At 63.8% G+C, this 23,347-nt stretch carries 23 protein-coding genes; 10 read left to right on the top strand and 13 right to left on the bottom strand.

The annotated features are described in order from the left end of the window. Window positions 1–57: 57 nt before the first annotated feature. The 10 genes from QTH97_RS12890 to QTH97_RS12845 form a co-directional block, all read right to left on the bottom strand. On the bottom strand, window positions 58–2,490 hold the full coding sequence (locus QTH97_RS12890; RefSeq protein ID WP_286568728.1) for a tandem-95 repeat protein: 2,433 nt from the start codon (window positions 2,488–2,490) through the stop codon (window positions 58–60). Then, window positions 2,427–3,305, bottom strand: a complete 879-nt coding sequence (locus tag QTH97_RS12885) for a sugar phosphate isomerase/epimerase family protein (protein ID WP_286568541.1) — start codon at window positions 3,303–3,305, stop codon at window positions 2,427–2,429. Before QTH97_RS12885 ends, QTH97_RS12890 begins: the two co-directional genes overlap by 64 nt. Window positions 3,306–3,391: 86 nt before the next feature. Continuing rightward, window positions 3,392–4,579, bottom strand: coding sequence for a dihydrodipicolinate synthase family protein (locus QTH97_RS12880; protein WP_286568540.1), 1,188 nt, complete (start codon window positions 4,577–4,579; stop codon window positions 3,392–3,394). An 8-nt stretch (window positions 4,580–4,587) separates the two neighbouring features. Next, the gene (locus tag QTH97_RS12875; RefSeq protein ID WP_286568539.1) at window positions 4,588–5,751 is read right to left on the bottom strand and encodes a Gfo/Idh/MocA family protein; all 1,164 of its coding nucleotides are present in this window, start codon (window positions 5,749–5,751) and stop codon (window positions 4,588–4,590) included. Window positions 5,752–5,780: 29 nt separating this feature from the next. After that, a complete protein-coding gene (locus QTH97_RS12870; RefSeq protein WP_286568538.1) occupies window positions 5,781–6,755 on the bottom strand; it encodes a tripartite tricarboxylate transporter substrate binding protein in 975 nt (324 codons plus the stop codon). A gap of 38 nt (window positions 6,756–6,793) precedes the next feature. After that, on the bottom strand, window positions 6,794–8,230 hold the full coding sequence (locus tag QTH97_RS12865) for an enolase C-terminal domain-like protein (RefSeq protein ID WP_286568537.1): 1,437 nt from the start codon (window positions 8,228–8,230) through the stop codon (window positions 6,794–6,796). Window positions 8,231–8,246: 16 nt separating this feature from the next. After that, complete coding sequence (locus QTH97_RS12860; RefSeq protein ID WP_286568536.1) at window positions 8,247–9,029, bottom strand: ABC transporter ATP-binding protein; 783 nt, start codon at window positions 9,027–9,029, stop codon at window positions 8,247–8,249. Window positions 9,030–9,064: 35 nt separating this feature from the next. Continuing rightward, window positions 9,065–10,072 (bottom strand): ABC transporter substrate-binding protein, encoded by a 1,008-nt coding sequence (locus tag QTH97_RS12855; protein ID WP_286568535.1) that lies wholly within the window; start codon window positions 10,070–10,072, stop codon window positions 9,065–9,067. A 35-nt stretch (window positions 10,073–10,107) separates the two neighbouring features. Beyond that, window positions 10,108–10,881 (bottom strand): ABC transporter permease, encoded by a 774-nt coding sequence (locus QTH97_RS12850; RefSeq protein WP_286568534.1) that lies wholly within the window; start codon window positions 10,879–10,881, stop codon window positions 10,108–10,110. A gap of 135 nt (window positions 10,882–11,016) precedes the next feature. Further along, window positions 11,017–11,664, bottom strand: coding sequence for a TetR/AcrR family transcriptional regulator (locus tag QTH97_RS12845; RefSeq protein ID WP_286568533.1), 648 nt, complete (start codon window positions 11,662–11,664; stop codon window positions 11,017–11,019). Window positions 11,665–11,761: 97 nt separating this feature from the next. Between QTH97_RS12845 and QTH97_RS12840 the strand changes: the two genes are divergently transcribed. Next, window positions 11,762–13,480: a thiamine pyrophosphate-binding protein gene (locus QTH97_RS12840; protein ID WP_286568532.1), complete on the top strand. Its 1,719-nt coding sequence runs from the start codon at window positions 11,762–11,764 to the stop codon at window positions 13,478–13,480. Between the two features lie 76 nt (window positions 13,481–13,556). Here QTH97_RS12840 and QTH97_RS12835 read toward each other — a convergent pair whose 3' ends face one another. After that, window positions 13,557–13,979 (bottom strand): SWIB/MDM2 domain-containing protein, encoded by a 423-nt coding sequence (locus QTH97_RS12835; RefSeq protein ID WP_286568531.1) that lies wholly within the window; start codon window positions 13,977–13,979, stop codon window positions 13,557–13,559. Here QTH97_RS12835 and QTH97_RS12830 point away from each other — a divergent pair. Further along, window positions 13,868–14,143 (top strand): hypothetical protein, encoded by a 276-nt coding sequence (locus tag QTH97_RS12830; protein ID WP_286568738.1) that lies wholly within the window; start codon window positions 13,868–13,870, stop codon window positions 14,141–14,143. The genes QTH97_RS12835 and QTH97_RS12830 overlap by 112 nt on opposite strands. A 19-nt stretch (window positions 14,144–14,162) precedes the next feature. Here QTH97_RS12830 and QTH97_RS12825 read toward each other — a convergent pair whose 3' ends face one another. Continuing rightward, on the bottom strand, window positions 14,163–15,089 hold the full coding sequence (locus tag QTH97_RS12825; RefSeq protein ID WP_286568529.1) for a DMT family transporter: 927 nt from the start codon (window positions 15,087–15,089) through the stop codon (window positions 14,163–14,165). Window positions 15,090–15,122: 33 nt separating this feature from the next. Between QTH97_RS12825 and QTH97_RS12820 the strand changes: the two genes are divergently transcribed. Next, window positions 15,123–15,524: a gamma-glutamylcyclotransferase family protein gene (locus QTH97_RS12820; protein WP_286568727.1), complete on the top strand. Its 402-nt coding sequence runs from the start codon at window positions 15,123–15,125 to the stop codon at window positions 15,522–15,524. 247 nt (window positions 15,525–15,771) lie between these two features. Continuing rightward, a complete protein-coding gene (gene aceA, locus QTH97_RS12815) occupies window positions 15,772–17,091 on the top strand; it encodes an isocitrate lyase (protein WP_286568527.1) in 1,320 nt (439 codons plus the stop codon). Between the two features lie 77 nt (window positions 17,092–17,168). On the opposite strand, the gene QTH97_RS12810 is transcribed toward aceA, so the two are convergent. Then, window positions 17,169–18,131, bottom strand: a complete 963-nt coding sequence (locus QTH97_RS12810) for a GlxA family transcriptional regulator (protein WP_286568526.1) — start codon at window positions 18,129–18,131, stop codon at window positions 17,169–17,171. Between the two features lie 112 nt (window positions 18,132–18,243). On the opposite strand from QTH97_RS12810, the gene QTH97_RS12805 reads away from it, so the two are divergent. The 6 genes from QTH97_RS12805 (at window position 18,244) to pheS (ending at window position 23,328) form a co-directional block, all read left to right on the top strand. Beyond that, a complete protein-coding gene (locus QTH97_RS12805; protein WP_286568525.1) occupies window positions 18,244–18,555 on the top strand; it encodes a putative quinol monooxygenase in 312 nt (103 codons plus the stop codon). A 216-nt stretch (window positions 18,556–18,771) separates the two neighbouring features. Beyond that, window positions 18,772–20,679 (top strand): threonine--tRNA ligase, encoded by a 1,908-nt coding sequence (thrS, locus tag QTH97_RS12800; RefSeq protein WP_286568524.1) that lies wholly within the window; start codon window positions 18,772–18,774, stop codon window positions 20,677–20,679. 97 nt (window positions 20,680–20,776) lie between these two features. After that, complete coding sequence (infC, locus tag QTH97_RS12795; RefSeq protein ID WP_286568726.1) at window positions 20,777–21,388, top strand: translation initiation factor IF-3; 612 nt, start codon at window positions 20,777–20,779, stop codon at window positions 21,386–21,388. A gap of 141 nt (window positions 21,389–21,529) precedes the next feature. Then, the gene (rpmI, locus tag QTH97_RS12790; protein WP_028253491.1) at window positions 21,530–21,733 is read left to right on the top strand and encodes a 50S ribosomal protein L35; all 204 of its coding nucleotides are present in this window, start codon (window positions 21,530–21,532) and stop codon (window positions 21,731–21,733) included. A gap of 24 nt (window positions 21,734–21,757) precedes the next feature. Continuing rightward, on the top strand, window positions 21,758–22,117 hold the full coding sequence (gene rplT / locus QTH97_RS12785) for a 50S ribosomal protein L20 (RefSeq protein WP_028253492.1): 360 nt from the start codon (window positions 21,758–21,760) through the stop codon (window positions 22,115–22,117). A gap of 134 nt (window positions 22,118–22,251) precedes the next feature. After that, window positions 22,252–23,328 carry a phenylalanine--tRNA ligase subunit alpha gene (gene pheS / locus QTH97_RS12780; RefSeq protein WP_286568523.1) on the top strand — a complete coding sequence of 359 codons (1,077 nt, stop codon included), beginning with the start codon at window positions 22,252–22,254 and terminating at the stop codon, window positions 23,326–23,328. Window positions 23,329–23,347: the final 19 nt, after the last annotated feature.

The following is a 23,347-nucleotide window of genomic DNA, read 5'->3' as shown; positions in this document are numbered from 1 at the left end:
CCCCGGTGGCCGTCGGCCAGCCGGAGGCTTCGTCATCCCGCCAGCGCAGGACGGGGCTCAGTGCACTGTCAAGCTGCTTTGCACGAGCAGCGTCACGTCGGCCAGAAGGTCGTTCTGATAGACGGCGAATTCGCCTTCGGTCCGCACCAAGGTCCACTCGTCGGTGAGGGTCACCGAGTCGTTCGCGTCGCCAGTGACCTGCAACGACTGGGTCGACGACATGCCCGAAACCACGTCGCCCGACAGCGTGAGCTTCGTGGTGGCGCCGTCGGCGATGTCGACCTTTTCGAAGTTGCGCAGCGCCCCCGTTGCGAGTGCCGTCAGGTCGAGTTCGGCCACGCCGCTGAACACCAGGGTGTCGATGCCGCCTGCGCCGTCGATGATCTGATCGGGCTCGGGCAGGGCGTTGAAGTCAATTCGGGTGCCGGCGTTGTGCCAGAGATGGTAGGTCCTCGTGAGCTCATCGCCGTTGGATTCGCGCACGACCGCCGTCAAGACCAGCTCAGACGTGGGTTCCGCGCCGAACTCCGAAACGAACGTCACCGCGCGAGGGTTGTCCAGCACATCCTGGCTGAAGTACCAGCGTCCGGTGGCCGGATCCTGCGTGCCGTCCGCAGGCGCGAGCTTGAGGCCTTGAGGCAGTTCGATCGACAGCGACAGCGTCTCGGAACCGTCCCTGTCGGCCGGGCGCGCGTCCACGAAAACCGTCGACAAGCCTACGCGCGCCAGGTTCAAGTCCGGTACGTCGACCACCGGTGCAATGGTGACGGTGGCGAGGCCTTCCGCGCGGCCACCCTTGCCATCCTCCACGACGTACTTCACCGTCTCGGTGCCGGACCAGTTCGGGTCGGGCGTGTACGTGACCGTGCCGTCAGGGTTGACATTCAATGTGCCGTGGGGCATGCCGCCATCCACAGTCACGGATGCCAGAGTCAGTGGATCTCCGTCCGGATCGGTGGCAGTCGCAAGCAGGTTGAGGATCAACGCCTCGTCTTCCGTGCCGGTGAATTCTTGCTCCACGATGGATGGGGAGCGGTTGTCGACTTCGACCACAAGTGTTTTCTTGAGTTCGCTGTCACCATCGCGCACGGTGGCGATCAGTTCCAGCGTGGGTGGAACGACTGCGGCTCCTTCCGTGACGAAGGTCACTTGGCCACGGTCCAGCGCGGCCTGGCTGAAGGTCCAGAGCTTGGTGTCGGGATCCAGGGTGCCATCCGCTGGAGCAAGGCTGACACCCGGAGGCAGTCCGATCGTTACCGAAAGCGTCTCGGAACCATCCGTGTCGGTCAGGGCCGCGTTCAGGAAAAGCGTCTCCAAGGTCGGGAAGCTTGCGCTCAGCGTGGGCTCGTCGGCTACGGGGGCAATGGTGATGGTCGCGGTGCCCTTGACGACGCCGCCCTTGCCATCATCCACCGCGTAGGTAATGGTCTCGGTGCCTGACCAGTTCGAGTTGGGCGTGTACGTGACGGTGCCGTCGGCATCGATTACCGCAGTGCCGTTCTTCGCACCGTCCACGGAGGTCACCTTCATCGTGTCTCCGTCGGGATCGGTGGCGTTCGTGAGCAGGTTCAGATTCAACGCCTGGTCTTCCGTGCCCTCGAACTTCAGTTGCCCAGCCAGTACGGGGTCCTTGTTGATGATCTGGATCTCGAGCCTTTCCCAGTCGATGACCTTGAGGTCCATCGAGCTGAACTGGAACGATTTGCAGCCCTCGCCCGACGCCAGTGCGGCCTGAAAGCGCTTCAGATCCGCCTGTACGTCGGAGCGCGCCAGTTCGGCTTGGGTGAATTGCAGCACCAGCGTGTCGCAGCCGGCGCCGCCGCACATGAAATTCCGGGCGCCCACGGCTTCGCCGAACTTCACGATGCCCCTGTCGTCGCCGGCGCCCGCGTGCAGCGTGTTGTTGCCGGAACCGATCAATACGGTGTCGCACGCAGCGCCGAGATCGATGCAGTCGTTGCCTGCGCCGGCGTCGATGTAATTGGAGTCCCGTGCGGTTCCGTAGGCAGTGATCGTGTCATTGCCGCTGCCGGTATAGATCTGATTGGAACCACCGCCCGCTTTCACACGGTTGTTGCCGTCGCCGGCGTGGATGGTGTCGTTCCCTGCCCCCGTCGTGATGACGTCGTTTCCGGCGCCCATCGAGATGTTTTCGTTAGCCATGTTTCTGCTCCCTGATTTGACTCGGCTCAATGAATAGGCAGTTCGGCCTTGTACGGCGAATTGCAAATCATCGAGACCGGACGAAGAGGGGGATTGCCCAAGGGCGTTTTCCCCGTTTCCATGAACGCAAGATTGCATTCGACGCGAGAACGAATTTCTCGCGCCGTTGCATGGTATGGAATTGGCCCGCGCGGATTGCTTTTTATGCTGGCAGAAACAACTTGTAAGCGAGTGGAAAAATCCGGCCCGCTGGCGCGCTCGGTTCAGACCGCGCTGCGATGCCGCTCGATGCAGGTGTCCAGCGTTTCCGCGCCCGAGCGCTTCCACCAATCGAGCACGGAAAAGATCTCGACCTCGCTGAATCCCTCGAAACCCGCAGACTCGACCCAGCCGCGGATCTTCTTCAGTTCGACGACGCCGTCGCCCATCATCCCTCGGTCGGACAGCAGGTCGCGCGTGGGCGTGAGCCAGTCGCACACGTGGTAGGCGAGCAGGCGTTCCTTGCCGGCGCGGGCGATCTGCTGTTCCAGTTTCGGATCCCACCACACGTGATAGACGTCGAGCGCGACGCCGAGAACGCCGGAGCGCGCCGGGTCGAGCTCGTCGCACAGGTCGAGCGCGTGCTCCAGCGTATTGACGCAGGCGCGGTCCGCGGCCTGCATCGGGTGCAGGGGTTCGATGGCGAGCGGCATGCCGACCTTGCGCGCGTGGTCGAGCGAGGCCGCGATGCCGTCGCGCACCTCACCGCGTGCACGGCCGATGTCCTTGTAGAGCGCCTTGCCTTCCAGCGCACCCGGCAAGGCGCCGACGACGAGCACGAGGCAGGGCGCGCCGAGCGTCTTCGCCTCGTCGATGGCACGGCGGTTGTCGTCCAGCGCCGCTTTCAGCCCAGCCGCATCGGTTGCAGGAAAGAAGCCGCCGCGGCAGTAGCCCGACAGCCCGATCCCGTGCGCCTTGAGCTGCTTCGCGATCTTGTCGAGCCCGACGGCCGCGACCTGATCACGCCATGGGCTGATGGCGCGGATGCCGCGTTCGGCGCACTGGTCGATGATGCGATCGAGTGGCACCTCCGCGCCGAGTTGCTTGCGGATCGTCGCGGTGTTGATCGACAGCCAGTCGTGGTTCCGTGAGAAGTCGCGCATGGTCAGTGCCCGCCCGGCCGCCGGGAGGGGGATAGGGGCCCCCTTGGGGGGCAGTGGGCGAAGTGAACGTGGTGGGGGCTCATTGATCAACCTCCGACGCCGTGGAGCGCGAGCAGTGTCTTCATGCGCTTGACCGCGAGCTCGGGTTGCTCCAGCAGGTTGGCCGCATCGGCCAGCCGGAACAGCTCTGCCAAGTGCTGCAGCGAGCGCGTGCTCTGCTGGCCGCCGACCATCGTGAAGTGGCTCTGGTGGCCGTTGAGCCAGGCCATGAAGACCACGCCCGTCTTGTAGAAGCGCGTCGGCGCCTCGAAGATGTGGCGCGATAGCGGCACCGTCGGGCCGAGGATGGCGTGGAACTGCTCGATGTGGCCTTGCGCCAGTTCGCCCAGGGCGGCACTCGCCGCCGGCGCGATCGCATCGAAAATTCCCAGCAGCGCATCGCTCTTGCCGTGCGTCGGCTCGCTGCCATGGCCGTCGCCGGCGATCAGTTCGGCATAGTTGAAGTCATCGCCGGTGTACATGCGAACGCCGTCCGGGAGACGACGGCGCATTGCGATCTCCTTGTCCTTGTCGAGCAGCGAGATCTTGATGCCGTCGACCTTGTCCGGATGCGCCGCGATGATGCCGAGCGCCGTATCCATGGCGCGGTCGATGTCGGCCGTGCCCCAGTAGCCGGCCAGCGCCGGGTCGAACATGTCACCAAGCCAGTGCAGCACCACAGGCTGTTTCGCCTGGCTCAGGATGCGGTCGTACACGCGCTCGTAGTCGGCAGGACTCTTCGCGACGCGGGCGAGCGCACGGCTCGCCATCACGATCAGCTTGCCACCGAGCGCTTCGATCGCCTCCATCTGCTCTTCGTAGCCGCGGATCACGTCGTCGACGCTCTTGACGCCGTCGAGATTCAGGTGGTCCGTGCCGCAACCGGAGGCGACCAGTGCACCGGGCATGTCCTTCGCGGCGTCGAGCGAGCGCCGGATGAGTTCGAGCGAGGTTGACCAGTCCAGGCCCATGCCGCGCTGGGCAGTGTCCATGGCCTCGGCAACACCGAGACCCAGCGACCAGAGGTGGCGGCGATAGCCGATCGTGGCGTCCCAGTCGACCGCGCACTGCAGCCAGGGATCGATGGCCGCCAGCGGATCGGCGACGACGTGCGCGGCCGAGTAGGCGACGCGATTGAACTTGACGCCCGCAGCCGGCTTCACAGGTGTGGTGCCGCGCAGCGGGTAGGGCGCGAGCGCGCCGCTCGCTGTGGGGAGGGTGAGTGCGATGGCCATGGGACGACTCAGATCTTCAGTTGCGGCACGTCGACCCAGCGACGGTCCTTCCAGCTCTCGAGCGCGGTCTCGACCAGTTGCACGCCCTTGGCGCCTTCAGGCAAGGTCCACTTGTACGGTGCGTTCTCGACCACGTGCCGGATGAAGTGCTCCCATTGAATCTTGAAGCCGTTGTCGTAGACCTGCGAATCCGGAATCTCCTGCCACTGGTCGAAGAAGTTCATGGTCTGCTTCTCGTCCGGATTCCAGACCGGCCGCGGCGTGGCGACGCGAGATTGCGCCCGGCACGACGACAGGCCCGCCACGGCGGAGCCGTCGGTGCCGTCCACATGGAAGGTGACGAGGTCGTCACGGCGCACCCGGGTGACCCAACTCATGTTGATCTGCGCAATGACCGGCTCGCCGTTGTGGCCTTTGAGTTCGCAGGTGGCGTAGGCCGCGTCGTCGGCCGTGGCCTCGTAGGGCTTGCCTTCCTCGTCCCAGCGCTTGGGGATATGCGTCGCGCCGATGCAGGACACCGACTGCACTTCGCCGAAGAGGTTGTCCAGCACATAGCGCCAGTGGCACATCATGTCCAGGATCATGCCGCCGCCGTCTTCCTTGCGATAGTTCCACGAGGGCCGCTGGATCGGCTGCAGGTCGCCTTCGAACACCCAGTAGCCGAACTCCAGGCGCACCGAGAGCATGCGGCCGAAGAAGCCCGCGCGGCGCAGCATGTCGAGTTTGCGCAAGCCTGGCAGGAAGAGCTTGTCCTGCACCGCGCCGTGCTTGAGGCCCGAACCTTCCGCGAGACGGGCGATCTCGACGGCTTCGTTGAGGTTGGTCGCGATCGGCTTTTCGCAGTAGACGTGCTTGCCGGCGCGGATGGCCTTGGCCAGAAGGGTGGGGCGCATTTGCGTGGTGCCGGCGTCGAAGAAGATCGTGTCGTCCTTGTTCTCCAGCGCGAGGTCGAGGTCGGTGCCCCAGCGAGTGATGCCATGGGCCTTGGCCAGCGCCTCGATCTTCTCGGCATTGCGGCCGATGAGGATCGGGTCGGGCATGACCTTGTCTCCGTTCGAGAGCGTCACGCCGCCTTGTGCGCGAATCGCGACGATGGAGCGGATCAGGTGTTGGTTCATGCCCATGCGTCCGGTGACGCCGTGCATGATGATTCCGAGTCGTTGTTGTGCCATGGGGTTCTCCGCTGTAGGTCCGGTGGTGTTCAGTTGACTGGCGAGAGACCGGCGGCCTTCACCAGGGTGGCATTGCTTGCGATTTCGTCCTTGATGTAGGCGTCGAACTGCTCGGGCTTGAGCGTCCAGGCGTCCGCGCCGAGCTTCAGGAAGCGTTCCTTGACTTCGGGGCTGGCCAGTGCCTTCGCAACCTCGTCGTGCAGCCGGTTGACGACGTCGCGCGGCGTCTTGGCCGGCGCCATCATCCCGATCCAGAAGTTGAACTCGGAGCCGGGCACGCCCGCCTCGGCGGTGGTCGGCACGTCGGGCAGGGCAGCCGCGCGCTGCGGCGAGCCGACGGCCAGGGCGAGCAGGTGGCCTTCCTTGATCTGGCCGATGACCGGGGCAATGGGCGAGAAGTAGTAGTCGACACGCCCAGAGAGCACTTCGGTCACCGCATCGGCCGATCCTTTGAACGGAATGTTGGTCGCATCGATCTTCGCGGCCAGCTTGAACTTCTCTGCGTTGAGATGGGTGGCGCTGCCCTGGCCGGCGGACGCGAAGTTGACCGCGCCGGGCTTGGCCTTGGCGGCGGCGACCAGTTCCTTCAGCGTCTTGATGTTCTTGGCCGGCGAGATCACCAGCGCATTCGGCAGCGTTGAAATCGGTGTGACGCCGGCGAAGTCGCTCACGGTGTCGAAGGGCAGTTTCGCGAAGGTCGACGGGCTCACCGTGTGCGACGACGAGTGGATCATGATCGTGTAGCCATCGGGCGCAGCGGTCGCCACGGCCTGCTGGCCGATGGTGCCGCTGGCCCCGCCGCGGTTGTCGATCACCAGCGTCTGGCCCATGCTCGCGCCCATCTTGTCGGCTATGGCGCGCGCAATGATGTCGGTGGTGCTTCCAGCTGCGAACGGGACGATCACGCGGATCGGCTTGTTGGGGTAGCCGTTCTGCGCGGCTGCGCCGAACGAGGCGGTGAGGGCGAGGCTGGCCAGGAGGGCGGCGCGTCGAGTGGTTTGCATGGATGTCTCTCTTTTTGAGTTGAAGGAAAGCGGGGCGGCTACACCAGGGCCGGTGCGTGCGAGAGAGGCTGCAGGCTGTCGAAGTCGGGGTCAGCGCAGTGCGCGAAGCCAGGCCGCCCGAGCGAGGCGATGGCCAAGCGACCATCGCGAATGGACAGGCGCGGCCGGCCCGCGCTTGTTTCGTAGAGGTCGCTGTGCACCGCCGCAAAGCCGGCCTGCTCGGCGGATGGCGCATCGCCGAACCCGTCGACATAGTGATGGCCGTTGCGCTCGCAGTGCGAGAGGCCGAGCAGCGATGCGAGCGCCAGGTCCTGCTGTACTGCGAGCCCGGCCTGGCAGGTCAGGTCCTCGGCGGACATGAAGAAACGGCTGCCATTGGTGCCGCCGGAGAGATTCCAATGATCGCAGCGCGCGCGGTTGATGACGGCCTTGTAGAGGCCCTTGCAGGCCTTGCTCGATACGCCCCGCCAGCCGTGCAGGCGGCCGATGGCGAATGCTTCGAGCGTGCCGTCCGCCTCATCGAGCAGCAGCGGCGCGGGTGCATCCAGCGCGGTGAGCGATGAATCCATGCTCGCATCGCGCGGCAGGGGTTGTTCGAGATAGAGCAGCGCTTCGGGCCGTGCGGCCAGCCGGGGAAGCGAGCGCAAGCCATCGCACAGCGCGCGCAGCGCATGCGAATTGGCGTATTGCTCGTTTCCGTCGAGCGTGAACTGATGGCCGGGCGCCACCGCGTCAAGCGTTGCGAGCACCGCATCGACCCGCGCGAGGTCGGCTTCAGGATGGCCGCCGAGTTTGACCTTGAAGAAGCGGTGGCCATAGCGGCGCACGACGGCCGGCAGGCTGGCGGGCAACCCTGCGGCGTCCGCGACATCACCTTCGAGTACATCGAGCATGCCCACCGTGTGGCGTGCGTACAGGTGGGAGGAAGGCGTGAGCGTGGCGAGCCAGGCGTTCCAGTCCCATCCGGCCAGGTCGTTGGCCAACGGCGTGTCGCCGATGCCGACCAGATTGCGCTGGAATGCCGCGTGGACGGGGATCTGCATCGCGCGGCACAGTGCATCCAATACCGCACGGTCCAGCACCGCCTGTCCAAAGGCGGTGGAGAGTGCGGTCATTCCCAGCGATGCACCGTGCGCCATCAACGCCTCGTAGTGACGTGCAAACAATGCAAAGGCCGGCAGCGGCGCACCAGTCCTGTATGCGTCCGCCACGGCTTCCAATGCCTGCTGGAGATGGCGCACGTTGTCGGCCTGGCTGAAGCCGTCGCGCTTGTCGAACCAGCGCGGCACCATCAGTTCCGCCGCCCAGCCCTCGGCGGCGCCGTGCGTCCCGCAATCGACGGTTGCATGCACGAACACCTGCGGACAGCGCGTGAGCGTGACGGCGCCGAACTTGAACGGCAAGCGCAGCGTCATCGGCCGTACGCCGAATTCGACGGCCAGCACTCGCACGGGGGGCGCGGAGGATGAGGTCACGGGCACAGCGGGAGCCTCAGTGCGCGTCGAGGTTGCCCTGCGCGAAAAAATGCGCGCGCAGGGTGCGGGCATAGAAGGAGAAACGCTCTGTGCCCATCACGTCGAGCGGCCGGGGGCGCGGCAGGTCGATGTCGTAGACGGCGGCGATCGAACCGGGGCGCTCGGTCATGACGATCACGCGGTCCGAGAGGAAGATTGCCTCCGGGATGCTGTGGGTGATGAGCAGCACGGTCTTCTTCGATGCCGACCAGATGCGCTGCAGTTCGAGGTTCATCTTCTCGCGTGTCATCGCGTCGAGCGCGCCGAAGGGCTCGTCCATCAGCAGCACCGAGGGGTCGTGCAAGAGGGCGCGGCAGATCGATGCACGCTGCTGCATGCCGCCGGAGAGCTGCCATGGGTACTTGTTTTCGAAGCCCGTGAGGCCCGCCATCTTCATCAGCTCGCGAGCGCGTTCGCGCGCCGCGGCCTTGGGCAGATGGCGAATCTCGGCCTGCAGCAGGATGTTGTCTTCCACGCTTCGCCACGCCAGCAGCACCGCGCTCTGGAACACGATGCCCACGTCCTTCTGGGGCCCCTTGATCGGCTGGCCGGCCAGGTTCAGCGTGCCGCCGGTGATGGGCAGCAGACCGGCGACCATCTTCAGCAGCGTGCTCTTGCCGCAACCCGAGGGGCCGACCACAGAGACGAACTCGCCTTCGCGAATCGAAAAATCCAGGGGCTTCAGCGATTCGACCGGGCCATCCTTGCTTTGGTAGGTCTTCGAGACGCCGCGCGCTTCGATCAGTTTTTCATGGGCCATGGAAAGCGTGGAAGGTGAAGCGCGCGGCTGCAGGCTCAGTTGGCTGGAAGGAAGTCGAGGGTCACGTAGTCTTCGGGCTTGCCGCGCGTGGCCGCGTCCATGCCGCCGTACTGCACGAGCAGATCCAGCGAATCGTTGACGTTCTTCATCGCCACGCGGAACGGACGCTGGTTGGCCGTGTCCTTTGTGTGATAGAGGGCCACGCTCTGCTTCATGCCGACGATGAGCGTGTCGCGCACACCGGCCTTGGGGTTGGCCTTCAGCATCGCGTCGACGGCCGCGGCGGGGTCTTTCTCGGCGGCTTCTGCGGCGCGCGTGGAGGCGCGCATGAAGCGCTTCACGAGGTCGGGGTTCTCGGTCAGCAGGTTCTTGTTGGTGATGATCCCGGAGCTGATCTGGTTGACGCCGGAGTCGGCAAACCGGATCGGCGTGACGGACTTGCCGGTGGCGTCCTGCAGCTTGATCGCCTGGTCCATCACGTAGCCAAGCAGCAGGTCGGCCTGGCCGTTGGTTACGGCGTTCAGCTTGGTCTGGGCATCGCCCGATACGATCTTCACCTGGTCGGCCTGGATGTTGTTGGCCTTCAGGAACAGCGGCCACATCTGCGACATCGAGTCGCCGGGCGTCGTCGCCACCGTCTTGCCGATGATGTCCTTCGGCGTCTTGATGTTCTTCTCGGTGAAGCCCATCACGGACATCGGGCTGACCTGGAACAGGACGCCCGTCGATTTCAGCGGCGCGCCCTTGGCGGCGGCCTTGATCATGGTCGTGACGTCGATGTAGCCGAAGGTGGCCGACTTGGCGGCGACGGCCTGCGCCGTAACGGCGGAGCCCCGGCCTTCCTGGATGTCGAGGTCGATGCCTTCTTCCGCGTAGTAGCCGCGTTCCTTGCCGAGGAAGAAGGGCGCATGCTCGCTGTAGAGATACCAGTTGAGCATCAGCGTGACCTTGTCCTGCGGCTTGTTCTGCGCGTGCGCGGGCGTCATGGCGAGCGTCAGTGCCGTAGCGGCTGCCGCCAGCAGCGAAGGAAGCAGTTTCTTCATGGTTGTCTCCTGGTTGGAAGTTGTTGCGACGGGACTCACTGGGCGTGGCGCTGCGAGGCGTGCCACGGAATCATCAGCCGCTCGACCAGGTCGACGGCCACGAAGAGGATCACGCCGATGCTGGAGAGCACCACCAGGGCGGCAAACATCAGAGGGAGGTCGAAATTGCCGTTGGCCACTTGCAGCACGTAGCCGATGCCCGAGTTGGAGCCGACGAATTCGCCGACCACCGCGCCGACGACGGCCAGGGTGACCGACACCTTGAGGCCGCTGAAGATCGCGGGCATGGCCTGCGGCAGGCTGATCTTGAAGAAAGTCTGCAGGCGGCTCGCGCCCATGGACCGTGCGAGGTCCAGCATGTCGGGCTCGACCGACTTGAAACCCATCACGGTCGACACCACCACCGGGAAGAACCCGAGCAGGAAGGCCGAGATCACCTTCGGGAAGATGCCGAAGCCGAACCACACCACGAAGAGCGGCGCGATCGCGACCTTCGGAATGCTCTGCGAGAACACGAGGAGCGGATAGACGAAGGACTCCACCACGCGCGAGTACGCGATCACCATCGCCATCGGGATGCCGATGACGATCGTGAGGCCGAAGCCGCCAAGGGTGGCGAGCGTGGTCTTCCAGCTTTCGGACAGGAGGCGGGGCCACTCTGCGATCAGTTGATGCACGACCTGCAGGGGCGGCGGAATGAGATAGGCCGGGATCCTGAAGAGCCGGATCGCGATGTCCCACAGCACCAGCAGCATCAGGATGAGCAGGAAGGGCCGCAATGCAGGCGACAGCAGGACGTTGCGAAGCATCGACTGGACTTTGTTGAACCGTGAGCCGGCGGCTTGGGCGGCGGCGCCGCGCTTTCAATTCACCGGAAAGTGAATTAACGATTCTAGGAACTCCACCGGGTCCGTCAACGGGCGGGTCCTTAGGAGATACCCGTATCAGCGCAGCACGTAGCCGAGCACCAGGTCGGTCATGTGCGACAGGCGCTGCGCCATGGCCTTGGGTGCGCGCAGGTTGCGGCCGAAGACGGCTGACAGTGTGTCGTTGTTCGACAAATAGAAGTAGCAGAGCGAGGCGATCGAGATGTAGAGCTGCACCGGGTCCACGCCGGCGCGAAAGAGGTCGAGACGCTTGCCGCGCTCCAGCACGTTGTCGAGCAGCTGGACCAGCGGTGAGTTCATCTCCTGGATCCGCTCGGAGCGCTTGAGGTGAGCGGCGCGATGCAGGTTCTCGCTATTGAGGAGCGTGATGAATTCCGGGTGCTCGAGGTAGTAGTGCCAGGTGAAGGAGATCAGCCGGCGAATGGCCTCGACCGGTTCGACCTCATCCAAATGCAGGCGTTGCTCGGCTTGGCGGATGTCGGCGTAGGTGCCCTCGAGCACGGCAAGGAAGAGATCGTCCTTGCTGCCGAAATAGTAGTAGATCAAGCGCTTGTTCAAGCCCGCGCGCTCGGCAATGCTGTCCATGCGGGCACCGGCCAGGCCGCGCTGCGCGAATTCGTCGCGAGCCGAGGCGAGGATCGCGAGTTGCGAGCGGTCGGCATCGCGCGATCGCGGCTCGGCGGGCGCCGTGGGTTGGGCTTTCATGGGGGCGAATTTAACCAATTGGGGAATTAAGGCAAGCGGCCGTGAGGCGCGCGGATAATCCGCGCAACCCCAATTGCAGCAGAGAGGCGCAACGCACATGAGCACATCACAACCCGCAGGCCACTTGATCGTCGAATGCCTGGTCGAACAAGGTGTCGAACTGGCCTTCGGGGTGCCGGGGGAAAGTTTCCTCGCGGTGCTCGACGGCTTTCACGCCTACGGCGAGCGCATCCGTTTCGTCGTCAATCGCCAGGAGGGCGGCGCGGCGTTCATGGCCGAGGCGCACGGCAAGCTGACGGGTCGGCCCGGTGTCTGCTTCGTCACGCGCGGGCCCGGCGCGACCAACGCATCGATCGGCGTGCACAACGCCTTCCAGGATTCGACGCCGATGGTGTTGTTCGTCGGGGACGTCGGCAGCGACTTCCGCGATCGCGAGGCTTTCCAGGAAGTCGACTATGGCAGCTTCTTCGGCCCGAGCACCAAGGGATTTGCCAAGCGGGTCGAGCGCATCGATGACGCGAACCGGATTCCCGAATACATCGCTCGCGCATTCGCGACGGCGATGAACGGCCGCCCGGGTCCGGTCGTCGTGGTGCTGCCCGAGGACATGCTGCGCGCCACGACCACGGCGCGGCCGCTGCGCCGCGTAGAGGCGGTGGAGCCGTGGAGCGATCCCGGCGCGCTGCGCACCTTGCGTGAACTGCTGCTGAAGTCGCAGCGCCCTCTGGTCATCGCGGGCGGCGGTGGATGGACGCCGCAGGCTGCGCAAGCCCTGCAGCGTTTTGCGGAGAACTGGAAACTGCCGGTCGCGAATGCCTTTCGCTTTCAGGACACCTTCGACAACCACCATCCGCTCTACGCTGGCGATGTCGGCATCGCGATCAATCCGAAGCTGGCCGAGCGCGTCAGGCAAAGCGACCTGATCCTCGCGATCGGCCCGCGTCTCGGCGAGATGACGACCAGCGGCTACACGCTGCTCGAGGCGCCGAGGCCGAAGCAGGCCCTCGTGCACATCCATGCGAGCGCGGAAGAACTCAACCGCGTCTACCAGGCGGACCTTGCCATCAACGCCGGCATGAGTTCGGCGGCGCGCAGTCTCGAAGTGCTGAGTGCACCGACCGAGCTGCCGTGGGAAGCCTGGAGCGCGGCGGCCCATGCCGACTATCTCGCCAACCTGGAGCCACAGGCGCTGGCCGGGCTCCCGCCGGAGAGCCCGCGAGGCGCGGTCGATATGGTCGAAGTCGTCGGGTTGCTGCAGAAGCACCTGCCGGCGGACGCGGCCATCACCAATGGTGCGGGCAATTTTGCGAGTTGGGTGCATCGCTACTTCCGGTATCACGGCCTGGCGAAAGGACACAAGACGCAACTCGCGCCCACCAGCGGCGCGATGGGCTATGGCGTACCTGCAGGCATCGCGGCCAACATCGCGACGGGTCGCATCGCCTTCACCATTGCCGGCGATGGCGACTTCCTGATGAACGGGCAGGAACTGGCGACGGCTTCGCAGCATGGCGGCAAGAGCATCATCGTGCTGCTCAACAACGGCATGTTCGGCACGATCCGCATGCACCAGGAGCGGGAGTACCCGACCAAGGTGAGCGGCACCGCCTTGCGGAATCCGGACTTCTGCGCCTTGGCCCAGGCCTACGGCTACGCCGCCGAGCGCGTGACCGAGACCGCCCAGTTCGAGGCCGCGCTGCTGCGCGCGCTGGCGGCCGAAACGGGCACCCTGATCGAGATTCCGCTGGATCCCGAGGTGATCACCACGCGCGGCACGCTCAGCACGATCACCAAGGCGGCACAAGCCCGGGGCTGAGCCTCGCCCGTCGTGGGCAAAAAAAAGCCGGCAGCAGCCGGCTTTTTCGATTCGAGCGCGCGAGGCGCCCAAGGGCTCACTTGACGTGCTTGCCGATCAGCGAGGCCAGTTCGAACATCGACACTTGCGGCTTGCCGAAGATTTCCTTCAGCTTGGCGTCGGCGTTGATGTTGCGCTTGTTGGCCTTGTCTTGCAGGTTGTTCTTCTTGATGTAGTCCCACAGCTTGCTCACGACAGCGGTGCGCGGCAGAGGCGTCGAGCCGACCACGGCGGCGAGCGCCGGGCTGGGGGTCAGTGCCTTCATGAACGCAGCGTTGGGAGTGCGCTTCTTTGCGGGAGCCGCCTTCTTCGCAGCAGCCTTCTTAGCCGGAGCGGCCTTCTTGGCGGGTGCTGCCTTCTTTGCAGGAGCTGCCTTCTTTGCCGGTGCTGCAGCCTTCTTGGCCGGAGCGGCTTTCTTTGCGGGAGCTTTCTTGGCCGGAGCCTTCTTTGCAGTTGCCATGGTTGATTTCCTTTTTTGGTTGGACACTTTCACCAATGAAAAGCAGTGTCTCCATCGGCATTGCGGATGCTAAAGGAGAAGAAACGCGTTTCCAAGGGAAAAAGCGGTTTTTTCATTGGGAGTTGTTGTTTTTTCAGAGGGGAGAAGAGGCTCGTTTTCCCTAGGGAGTGCGCTTCGATGGCATCAGGCTCTGCGCGAGGGCCACGTCGCAAGCACCACGCCGACCAGCGCGAGCGCGAATGCAAGCACTTGCGGGGTCGACAGGCGCTCGTCCAGAACGAGCACGCCGACGGCCGCGGCGCTCACCGGCAGCATCACCGTGAAGACGCCGGCCTGCGAAGCGGGCACGCCCTTCAGGCCGGTCATCCAGAGCCAGACGGTCCAGATGCTCGCTGCCAGTGCGTAGACCACGAGCAGGCTCCAGAGGCCGAAGGACACCGCACCGAAGTCGAAGTGCAGCGCGAACCAGATGCCGAAGGGCGTCGACAGCACGAAGCCCCACAGGTTGATGAGCGACGAGATGCGCTTCGGTCCGAGCCGTCCCGTGAGCGACTTGCCAATGACCGCGTACGAGGCCTCGCAGACCACGGCGCAGAAGACCAGCAGGTTGCCGAGCCACGGCATTTGCCCCGACGTTGCATTGCCTGCGTGCGCAGTGGCTTGTCCTGGTGCGAGCGCAAGGAGTCCGATGCCCAGCGCGGCGCACGCGATCGCCAAGCCGACACGCGGTGTGATCCGTTCGCGCAGGAACATCCAACTGCCGATGGCCACGACGGCGGGGATCGACGCCATGATCACGCCGGCCGACACCGCGCTCGTCAGGCTCACGCCGAAGAGCATGCAGATCGAGAACATGAAGTTGCCGAGAAAGGACTCCAGGAAGACCAGTCCGCGTGTGCGCGAGGTCATCAAGGGCTCGTCTGCTGGCCGTCGAAGCCAGTGCGGCATCGCCAGTGCCGCGATGCCGAAGCGCAGCCAGGCAAGCAGCAGAACGGGAAACGCCGCGACCAGTGGCTTGGAAAGAGCGACGTAGCTGCCGACGAGCGACATGCTCAGGGCGAGGCAACCGTAGGCCACCAGGCGGCCCGGTGCGGGGTGTGCGGTGTTCAATAGACTGGGAGCGTTGAGAGGACTGTTTCGATGATGCCCCAATACGCCGCCACGTCTCGCTATGTGTTTGTTTACGGCACGCTGCGCCGCGGCGGCCGCAACGACATCGCTCGGTTCCATCCGAAGCCGGAGCACGTGGCCGACGCGCGCATCGCCGGCACTCTGTACGATCTGGGCGCCTACCCCGGAGCGGTGCTGGGCGGACCTAGCGAGGTGTTCGGCGAGATCTACCGCATTGCGCCTGAGCTCGAGAAGCAGCTCGATGAGTTGGAAGAGGTCAAGCCGGACGACTCGGGCGAGTACATCAAGCGGGAAGTGCTGGTCGAATCGGACGCAGGCGGCGAACGGCTGGCTTGCCTTGTCTATGAAATCCACCCTGATCGCGTCCGTGGTCGCAGCGTCATCTCGGGCGGCGACTGGCTGGGCGCGCGTTGACGATCGGCCGGCCGCGATTTTCACGCACGAAAAGGCTATTGCGCATTACGAAATTCGCGAGTGCTGCGCCGCAATATTTTTTCTCAATACAAGAAAATTTATTTCGCATTGAGAAAAAGTGTTGTAACCCGTTGATTTTGCTCAAGCAAAAATATGTCTTCTATAAGACATAAGAGTCGCGACGCTGCCTTACAGTTACTCCCACGACGCGACAGCGCCCACCTTTCAATCAACCCTCGGAGTGACCATGCCCCAGACCATCACAGAACAACTGAGCCGCGAACAACAGATTGCCGCCCTCGAAAAGGAATGGGCGACCAATCCTCGCTGGAAGGGCATCAAGCGCGGCTACAGCGCGGCCGACGTCGTGCGCCTGCGCGGCTCCTTCCCGATCGAGCACACGCTCGCCCGTCGCGGTGCCGAGAAGCTCTGGGACCTCGTGAACAACGAGCCCTACGTCAACTGCCTCGGCGCCCTGACCGGCGGCCAAGCCATGCAGCAGGTCAAGGCCGGCGTCAAGGCGATCTACCTGTCGGGCTGGCAAGTTGCCGCCGACAACAACAGCTACGCCTCGATGTACCCCGACCAGTCGCTGTACCCGGTCGACTCCGTGCCGACCGTGGTCGAGCGCATCAACAATACCTTCCGCCGCGCGGACGAGATCCAGTGGTCCAAGGGCACGAACCCTGGCGACGAGGGCTACGTCGACTACTTCGCTCCGATCGTGGCCGACGCTGAAGCAGGCTTCGGCGGTGTGCTCAACGGCTTCGAGTTGATGAAGGCCATGATCCGCGCCGGCGCCGGCGGCGTGCACTTCGAAGACCAACTCGCCTCGGTCAAGAAGTGCGGCCACATGGGTGGCAAGGTGCTGGTCCCGACCACCGAAGCGGTGCAGAAGCTGATTGCCGCCCGCATGGCTGCCGACGTCTGCGGCACGCCGACGCTCGTCATCGCTCGCACCGATGCCGAAGCTGCCGACCTGCTGACCAGCGACTACGACGAGAACGACAAGCCCTTCCTGACCGGCGAACGCACGGCCGAAGGCTTCTACAAGACCAAGAAGGGCATCGACCAGGCCATCTCGCGCGCCATCGCCTACGCCCACTACGCCGACCTGGTGTGGTGCGAGACCGGCACGCCCGACCTGGAATTCGCCCGCAAGTTCGCCGAGGCCGTACACAAGGTTCACCCCGGCAAGATGCTGGCTTACAACTGCTCGCCGTCCTTCAACTGGAAGAAGAACCTTGATGACGCAACCATCGCCAAGTTCCAGCGCGAGCTGGGCGCGATGGGCTACAAGTACCAGTTCATCACGCTGGCCGGCATCCATTCGATGTGGTTCAACATGTTCGACCTGGCCCAGGACTACGTGGCCCGCGGCATGTCGGCATACGTCGAGAAGGTCCAGGAGCCCGAATTCGCTGCGCGCGATCGCGGCTACACCTTCGTGTCGCACCAGCAGGAAGTCGGCACCGGCTACTTCGACGAAGTGACCACCGTGATCCAGGGGGGCAAGTCGAGCGTGACGGCCCTCACCGGCTCGACGGAAGAAGAGCAGTTCCACTGATTTCCGCATGCCGGCTTGCCGGCATGAGAGATCAAAGAGCGCCCGCGAGGGCGCTTTTTTTCTTGTTGCCGCTCCGATCAGGTGCTCGCTCGCAAATCGCGCACGCTGCGGCCGATGCGCTGGCGCAGTAGTGAGCGCAGCGTGACGCCATCTGCATAGCCGACCAGTTCGGCGATCTGCTCGAGGCTCCTGTCGCTGGTCTTGAGCATGTGGACAGCCCGCTCGACCCTCAGATCCTGAAAGTACGACAACGGACTCTTGCCCAGGACTTGGTGCATGCGCCGCGCCAGGGTGCGCTTGCTCGTGCCTGCTGCCGCGGCGGCCTCGTCCAGCGAGAAACCATCTGTGAGCCGACCGCGTGCCCAACGTTCGAAGCGCTCGACGGTCGGGTCGGAATGGCTCAGATGGTCCGTGATCACGTAGGCGGACTGCGAAGGCCTCGAATCGACGATCAGGTATTTCGCCACGAGGGCAGCGAGTTCCGGACTGGCCTGGCGCACCAGGAGCAGGGCCATGTCGATATGGCTCAACGCGGCTCCGGCCGTGACGAAGGCTCCTGAACTGACCAGCATGCGCGACTCGTCAAGCCGTACCTCCGGGTAGCGCTGGCGAAAAAGAGAGGCCAGCCACCAGGTGGTGGTCGCTTTCTGGTCGTCGAGCAGGGCGGATTCGGCGAGCACGAAGGTGCCTATGCAGGCCGCCGCGACCCTGCCTCCCCGGCTCGCGTGCTGTCGCAGAGCTTGGGCGGCATCCGCCACGTCGCGTCTTTTCAGTGCGGTCTGCAACGCATCCGGCATCTTGTCTCCGATGGCGGGCACGACCATCCAGTCCGCTGCGCCGCCTTCATCGGCCGAGACGACGGGAACCCGAAGCCCCTGGGAGGTATGCACCTTCCTCCGCATGCCGACGACGGATACGTCGAACCGGGCCACGTCGAGATCCAGCATGCCGGCCAGTTCGTTGGCCGTGCTGAACACGTCCTGCACGGTGGCAAGACCGGTGTCGAATACGCCATCGAGCGCGAGGATGCTGACCTTCATGGCAATAACGATAACAAAGATGTCAAAAATGCCAATAGGTCGATTCGAGAGCGGGGCATAGAGTCAGTTCTGGTCAGCGCAATTTCGCGCACCGTGTTCACCGGAGACTCTCATGATCAAGTACGCATTGTTCGCTCGCCTCGAAGCCAGGCCGGGCAAGGAAGCCGAAGTCCAGCAGTTCCTCAAAGCGGGCCTTGAGATGGCGCGCGACGAAAAAACCACGCCAATCTGGTTCGCCCTGCGCCTGTCGCCCAGCACCTTCGGAATCTTCGATGCGTTCGAGGATGAAGCGGGCCGCCAGGCCCATCTCACCGGCCCGATCGCGCAGGCCCTCATGGCGAAGGCGCCGGACCTGTTTGCCAAGCCGCCGGCCATCGAGCCGATTGAGGTGTTGGGCCTCAAGAACGCTGCGCCCGCGTCCTGAGCCGCAGCGGATAGAATCGCCAGTTCCGACTCAGCAGCAACAAGGGCGAGAAAGGCACTTTGGTTATGACACCGCGAACTACGCCGCAAGGATTCAGCGGTCTTTTCCCCGAAGGAAAAGGCCGGTAGGCCGCGCACGCTGGAATCTTCAGCACACGAACCAAAGCAAAGCGCGGCAACAGACCGCGCTTTTTTGTTTTCTCGTCGAGGTTTTTTCATGATCCAGATCACTCTTCCCGACAACTCGCGCCGCGAGTTTCCCGGCCCGGTTTCGGTGGCCGATGTCGCCAAGTCCATCGGCCCTGGCCTGGCGAAGATGACCGTCGCCGGCAAGGTCGATGGCCGGCTGGTCGATGCCGGCGACGTGATAGACCACGACGCGAAGCTGCAGATCATCACGCCGAAGGATGACGAGGGGCTGGAGATCATTCGCCATTCCACCGCCCACCTGGTGGGGCATGCGGTGAAGCAGCTCTACCCGACGGCCAAGATGGTGATCGGCCCCGTGATCGACGAGGGCTTCTATTACGACATCTCGTACGAGCGCCCCTTCACGCCAGAGGACATGGCGGCCATCGAGGCGCGCATGCGCGAACTGATCGCGCAGGACTACGACGTGATCAAGAAGATGACGCCGCGCGACGAAGTCATCAGCGTGTTCAAGTCCCGCGGCGAGGACTACAAGCTGCGCCTCGTGGAGGACATGCCCGACGAGAAGGCCATGGGCCTGTACTACCACCAGGAGTACGTGGACATGTGCCGCGGGCCGCACGTGCCCAACACGCGTTTCCTCAAGGTTTTCAAACTCACGAAGCTGGCCGGCGCCTACTGGCGCGGTGACGCCAAGAACGAGCAACTGCAGCGCATCTACGGCACGGCGTGGGCCGACAAGAAACAACTGGACGACTACATCCGCCGCATCGAGGAGGCCGAGAAGCGCGATCACCGACGGCTTGGCAAGGAACTCGACCTGTTCCACATCGACGAGGCCGCACCGGGCGTGGTGTTCTGGCATCCCAAGGGCTGGGCGATCTGGCAGCAGGTCGAGCAGTACATGCGCCGCGTCTATCGCGACACGGGCTACCAGGAGGTCAAGGGTCCGCAGATCCTGGACAAGAGCCTGTGGGAGAAGACAGGCCACTGGCAGAACTACCGCGAAAACATGTTCACGACGGAGTCGGAGAAGCGCGAATACGCCCTCAAGCCGATGAACTGTCCCGGCCACGTGCTGATCTTCAAGTCGGATCTGCGCAGCTACCGCGACCTGCCCCTGCGCTATGGCGAGTTCGGGCAGTGCCACCGCAACGAGCCCAGTGGCGCGTTGCACGGCATCATGCGCGTGCGCGGCTTTACGCAGGATGACGGCCACGTCTTCTGTACCGAGGACCAGATCCTCGAGGAATGCGTCGCGTACACGGCGCAACTGCAAAAGGTCTACGCCGACTTCGGCTTCACGGACATCCTCTACAAGGTGGCCACGCGGCCGGACAACCGGGTCGGGTCCGACGAATTGTGGGACAAGGCCGAATTCGCGGTCATGGAAGCGCTGCGCCGTTCCGGCGTGGACTTCGTCATTTCGCCGGGCGAGGGCGCCTTCTACGGCCCGAAGATCGAGTACACGCTGAAGGACGCGATCGGCCGCCAGTGGCAGTGCGGCACGATGCAGGTCGACTTCAACACGGCCGAACGCCTCGGCGGCGAGTACGTGACGGAAACGAGCGGGCGGTCCTACCCGGTCATGCTCCACCGCGCGATCGTCGGCAGCCTCGAGCGATTCATCGGCATGCTGATCGAGCACCATGCAGGTGCGCTGCCCGCGTGGCTCGCGCCCGTGCAGGTGGTGGTGCTGAATATCAGCGAAGGCCAGGCCGACTACGCGGCCCAGGTTGCCAAAACGCTGCAGAATCAAGGGCTTAGAGTCTCGCTCGATCTGCACAACGAAAAGATTACGTATAAAATACGGAAGCATTCGTTGCAAAAGCTTCCCTACATCCTGGTTGTAGGTGACAAGGAGAGGGAAGCCGGTGCCGTCGCAGTGCGCGCCCGAGGCAATCTTGACCTCGGTTCCATGTCGGTGGAGGCGTTCTCTCAAAAGGTCGCCCACGACATCCAACACAAGCTTTGAATTTGAACAAGTTCAAAGGCCGATTTGTCGATCAGGCTGCTTGTGGGCGTGGACTCTACGGTGTTAGCTACAGTTTTTGTAGCAAATTGTTTGAAGGATCCTGACCATCGCTACTGCATTTCGCGACCGCCGCCACCGCGAGGAACGCCAACACCGCCTGAACCGGGAAATCATGGCCCCGGAAGTCCGCCTGATCGGGCCCGATAACGAGCCTTTGGGTGTAGTGAGTCTTGCCGAGGCCTTGCGTCTGGCTGGTGAACAAGACGTGGATCTGGTGGAAGTTGTCGCGGCGGCCAATCCGCCGGTCTGCCGCCTGATCGAGTACGGCAAGTTCAAGTACCACGAGCAGAAGAAGGCGGCCGAAGCGAAATCGAAGCAGAAGGTCATCGAAGTCAAGGAAATCAAGTTCCGCCCGGGCACCGACGACGGTGACTACAACATCAAGATGCGCAACATCCGGCGTTTCTTGGAAGAGGGCGACAAGTGCAAGATCACGCTCCGCTTCCGCGGTCGCGAAATCACGCACCAGGAACTGGGTCTGGCCTTGCTGCAGCGTATTCGCGACGAGCTTGGCGACCTGATCATCGTCGAGCAGTTCCCGAAGCTGGAAGGCCGCCAGATGATCATGATGATCGCTCCAGGCCGCAAGAAGGCGGGCGGAGCTGCAAAGCCGGCGGCAGAAGCCTCGGCAGCGCCGGCGGCAGCGTAAGTCGTCGAGAGTTTTGAAGGGATTTCGCTCCTGCGCGCACTTCATGGTGCACGCAAGGGCGGGATAAAGAAGTGTCTCGGGGCCAACAAGTCCGTGGAGCATCCGCGGCGCCTCACGAGCACAAACTAAAGGAGCATTCACATGCCCAAAATGAAGACCAAGAGCAGCGCGAAAAAGCGTTTCCGCGTTCGTCCCGGTGGCACCGTCAAGCGCGGTCAAGCCTTCAAGCGTCACATCCTGACGAAGAAGACCACCAAGAACAAGCGTCACCTGCGTGGTGCAACGGCAGTGCACGAGACCAACATGGTTTCGATGGCTGCCATGTTGCCCGGTAGCGGCATCTAACCCAGACGAACAAGGAGTACACACATGCCTCGCGTCAAACGTGGTGTAACGGCTCGCGCCCGCCACAAGAAGGTTCTCGCACTCGCCAAGGGTTTCCGCGGTCGTCGCGGCAATGTCTTCCGCATCGCCAAGCAGGCGGTGATGAAGGCAGGCCAATACGCCTACCGTGACCGCCGTACCAAGAAGCGCGTGTTCCGCCAACTGTGGATTGCGCGTATCAACGCCGCCTCGCGTGAACTGGGCCTGACCTACAGCCAGTTCGCCAACGGCATCCGCAAGGCCGGTATCGAAATCGACCGCAAGGTCCTCGCCGATATCGCCGTGCACGACAAGGCCGCTTTTGCCGGCATCGTGGAGCAGGTCAAGGCCAAGCTGGCTGCTTGATTCTGCACAGCAGGTTGCCGTCCTCCGGATGGTTGCCTGCGCCCACGGCACAAGGGCTGGCGCTTGAAAGGGCTCCAGCCCTTTTTTCATCCCGGCGGCAGCCCGCTTTCCTTTTCACCTCGAAGAATTTCCCCATGAACGAGTTGGACTCCCTGGTCGACACCGCACGCGCAGCCTTTGCCGCAGCCTCGGCGCCGGCCGACCTCGAGAACGCCAAGGCTCAGTTTCTCGGCAAGGCTGGTCGCATCACGGAACTGATGAAGGGCATGGCCGCGCTGAGTGTCGAAGAGAAGAAGTCTCGCGGCGCTGCCATCAACGTTGCCAAGCAGGCCATCGAAGCCGCGCTCACCGAGCGCCGGCAGCAACTCGCCGACGACGAACTCGCGGTTCAATTGCGGGCCGAAGCGCTCGACGTCACGCTCCCTGGCCGCCAGCGCGTGCCGGGCGGATTGCACCCGGTGAGCCGCACGATGGAGCGCATCGAGGCGATCTTCTCGAGCATGGGCTTCGATGTGGCCGATGGTCCCGAGATTGAGACCGATTGGCACAGCTTCACCTCGCTCAACAATCCGCCGAATCATCCTGCGCGGTCGATGCAGGACACCTTCTATGTCGACATCGACGGCGAAGACGGCATTCCCTACAACCTGCGTCCACACACCAGCCCGATGCAGGTGCGCTATGCGCATCAGCACATCAAGAAATACGCCGCGCAGTTTGAAGCCGCGGCGGCAGACCCCACCGGCACGGTCAAGGCGCCCGAGATCCGCGTGATCGCGCCCGGCCGCACCTACCGCGTCGACAGCGACGCGACGCATTCGCCGATGTTCCATCAGTGCGAAGGCCTGTGGCTCGGCGAGAACGTGAGCTTCAAGGACCTGAAGGTCGTCTTCACCGACTTCTGCCGGACCTTCTTCGAGAGCGATGACCTGGTGCTGCGTTTCCGTCCCAGCTTCTTCCCGTTTACCGAACCCAGCGCCGAAATCGACATCCAGTTCCAGAGCGGCCCATTGGCCGGCCGCTGGCTCGAAGTTGCGGGCTCCGGGCAGGTGCACCCGAACGTGGTGCGCAACATGGGCCTGGACCCTGAACGCTACATCGGCTTCGCCTTCGGCATGGGGCCAGATCGGCTCACCATGCTGCGTTACGGCGTGAACGACCTGCGCCTGTTCTTCGACGGCGACCTGCGTTTCCTGAGCCAATTCCAGTAAATAGAACGAGAACGACGAG

This window comes from Variovorax gracilis, from assembly GCF_030317115.1.
In the GTDB taxonomy this organism is placed as follows: Bacteria; Pseudomonadota; Gammaproteobacteria; order Burkholderiales; family Burkholderiaceae_C; genus Variovorax; species Variovorax gracilis.
This window is presented reverse-complemented; position numbering and strand designations above follow the sequence as displayed.

What these genes read in the sequence shown, in the direction of transcription:
- QTH97_RS12885 (WP_286568541.1), bottom strand. Translation starts at nt 3,305, where the DNA reads ATGCGCGACTTCTCACGGAACCACGACTGGCTGTCGATCAACACCGCG.
- QTH97_RS12880 (WP_286568540.1), bottom strand. Translation starts at nt 4,579, where the DNA reads ATGGCCATCGCACTCACCCTCCCCACAGCGAGCGGCGCGCTCGCGCCC.
- QTH97_RS12875 (WP_286568539.1), bottom strand. Translation starts at nt 5,751, where the DNA reads ATGGCACAACAACGACTCGGAATCATCATGCACGGCGTCACCGGACGC.
- QTH97_RS12870 (WP_286568538.1), bottom strand. Translation starts at nt 6,755, where the DNA reads ATGCAAACCACTCGACGCGCCGCCCTCCTGGCCAGCCTCGCCCTCACC.
- QTH97_RS12860 (WP_286568536.1), bottom strand. Translation starts at nt 9,029, where the DNA reads ATGGCCCATGAAAAACTGATCGAAGCGCGCGGCGTCTCGAAGACCTAC.
- QTH97_RS12855 (WP_286568535.1), bottom strand. Translation starts at nt 10,072, where the DNA reads ATGAAGAAACTGCTTCCTTCGCTGCTGGCGGCAGCCGCTACGGCACTG.
- QTH97_RS12850 (WP_286568534.1), bottom strand. Translation starts at nt 10,881, where the DNA reads ATGCTTCGCAACGTCCTGCTGTCGCCTGCATTGCGGCCCTTCCTGCTC.
- QTH97_RS12845 (WP_286568533.1), bottom strand. Translation starts at nt 11,664, where the DNA reads ATGAAAGCCCAACCCACGGCGCCCGCCGAGCCGCGATCGCGCGATGCC.
- QTH97_RS12840 (WP_286568532.1), top strand. Translation starts at nt 11,762, where the DNA reads ATGAGCACATCACAACCCGCAGGCCACTTGATCGTCGAATGCCTGGTC.
- QTH97_RS12835 (WP_286568531.1), bottom strand. Translation starts at nt 13,979, where the DNA reads ATGGCAACTGCAAAGAAGGCTCCGGCCAAGAAAGCTCCCGCAAAGAAA.
- QTH97_RS12820 (WP_286568727.1), top strand. Translation starts at nt 15,123, where the DNA reads ATGCCCCAATACGCCGCCACGTCTCGCTATGTGTTTGTTTACGGCACG.
- aceA (WP_286568527.1), top strand. Translation starts at nt 15,772, where the DNA reads ATGCCCCAGACCATCACAGAACAACTGAGCCGCGAACAACAGATTGCC.
- QTH97_RS12810 (WP_286568526.1), bottom strand. Translation starts at nt 18,131, where the DNA reads ATGAAGGTCAGCATCCTCGCGCTCGATGGCGTATTCGACACCGGTCTT.
- QTH97_RS12805 (WP_286568525.1), top strand. Translation starts at nt 18,244, where the DNA reads ATGATCAAGTACGCATTGTTCGCTCGCCTCGAAGCCAGGCCGGGCAAG.
- thrS (WP_286568524.1), top strand. Translation starts at nt 18,772, where the DNA reads ATGATCCAGATCACTCTTCCCGACAACTCGCGCCGCGAGTTTCCCGGC.
- rpmI (WP_028253491.1), top strand. Translation starts at nt 21,530, where the DNA reads ATGCCCAAAATGAAGACCAAGAGCAGCGCGAAAAAGCGTTTCCGCGTT.
- rplT (WP_028253492.1), top strand. Translation starts at nt 21,758, where the DNA reads ATGCCTCGCGTCAAACGTGGTGTAACGGCTCGCGCCCGCCACAAGAAG.
- pheS (WP_286568523.1), top strand. Translation starts at nt 22,252, where the DNA reads ATGAACGAGTTGGACTCCCTGGTCGACACCGCACGCGCAGCCTTTGCC.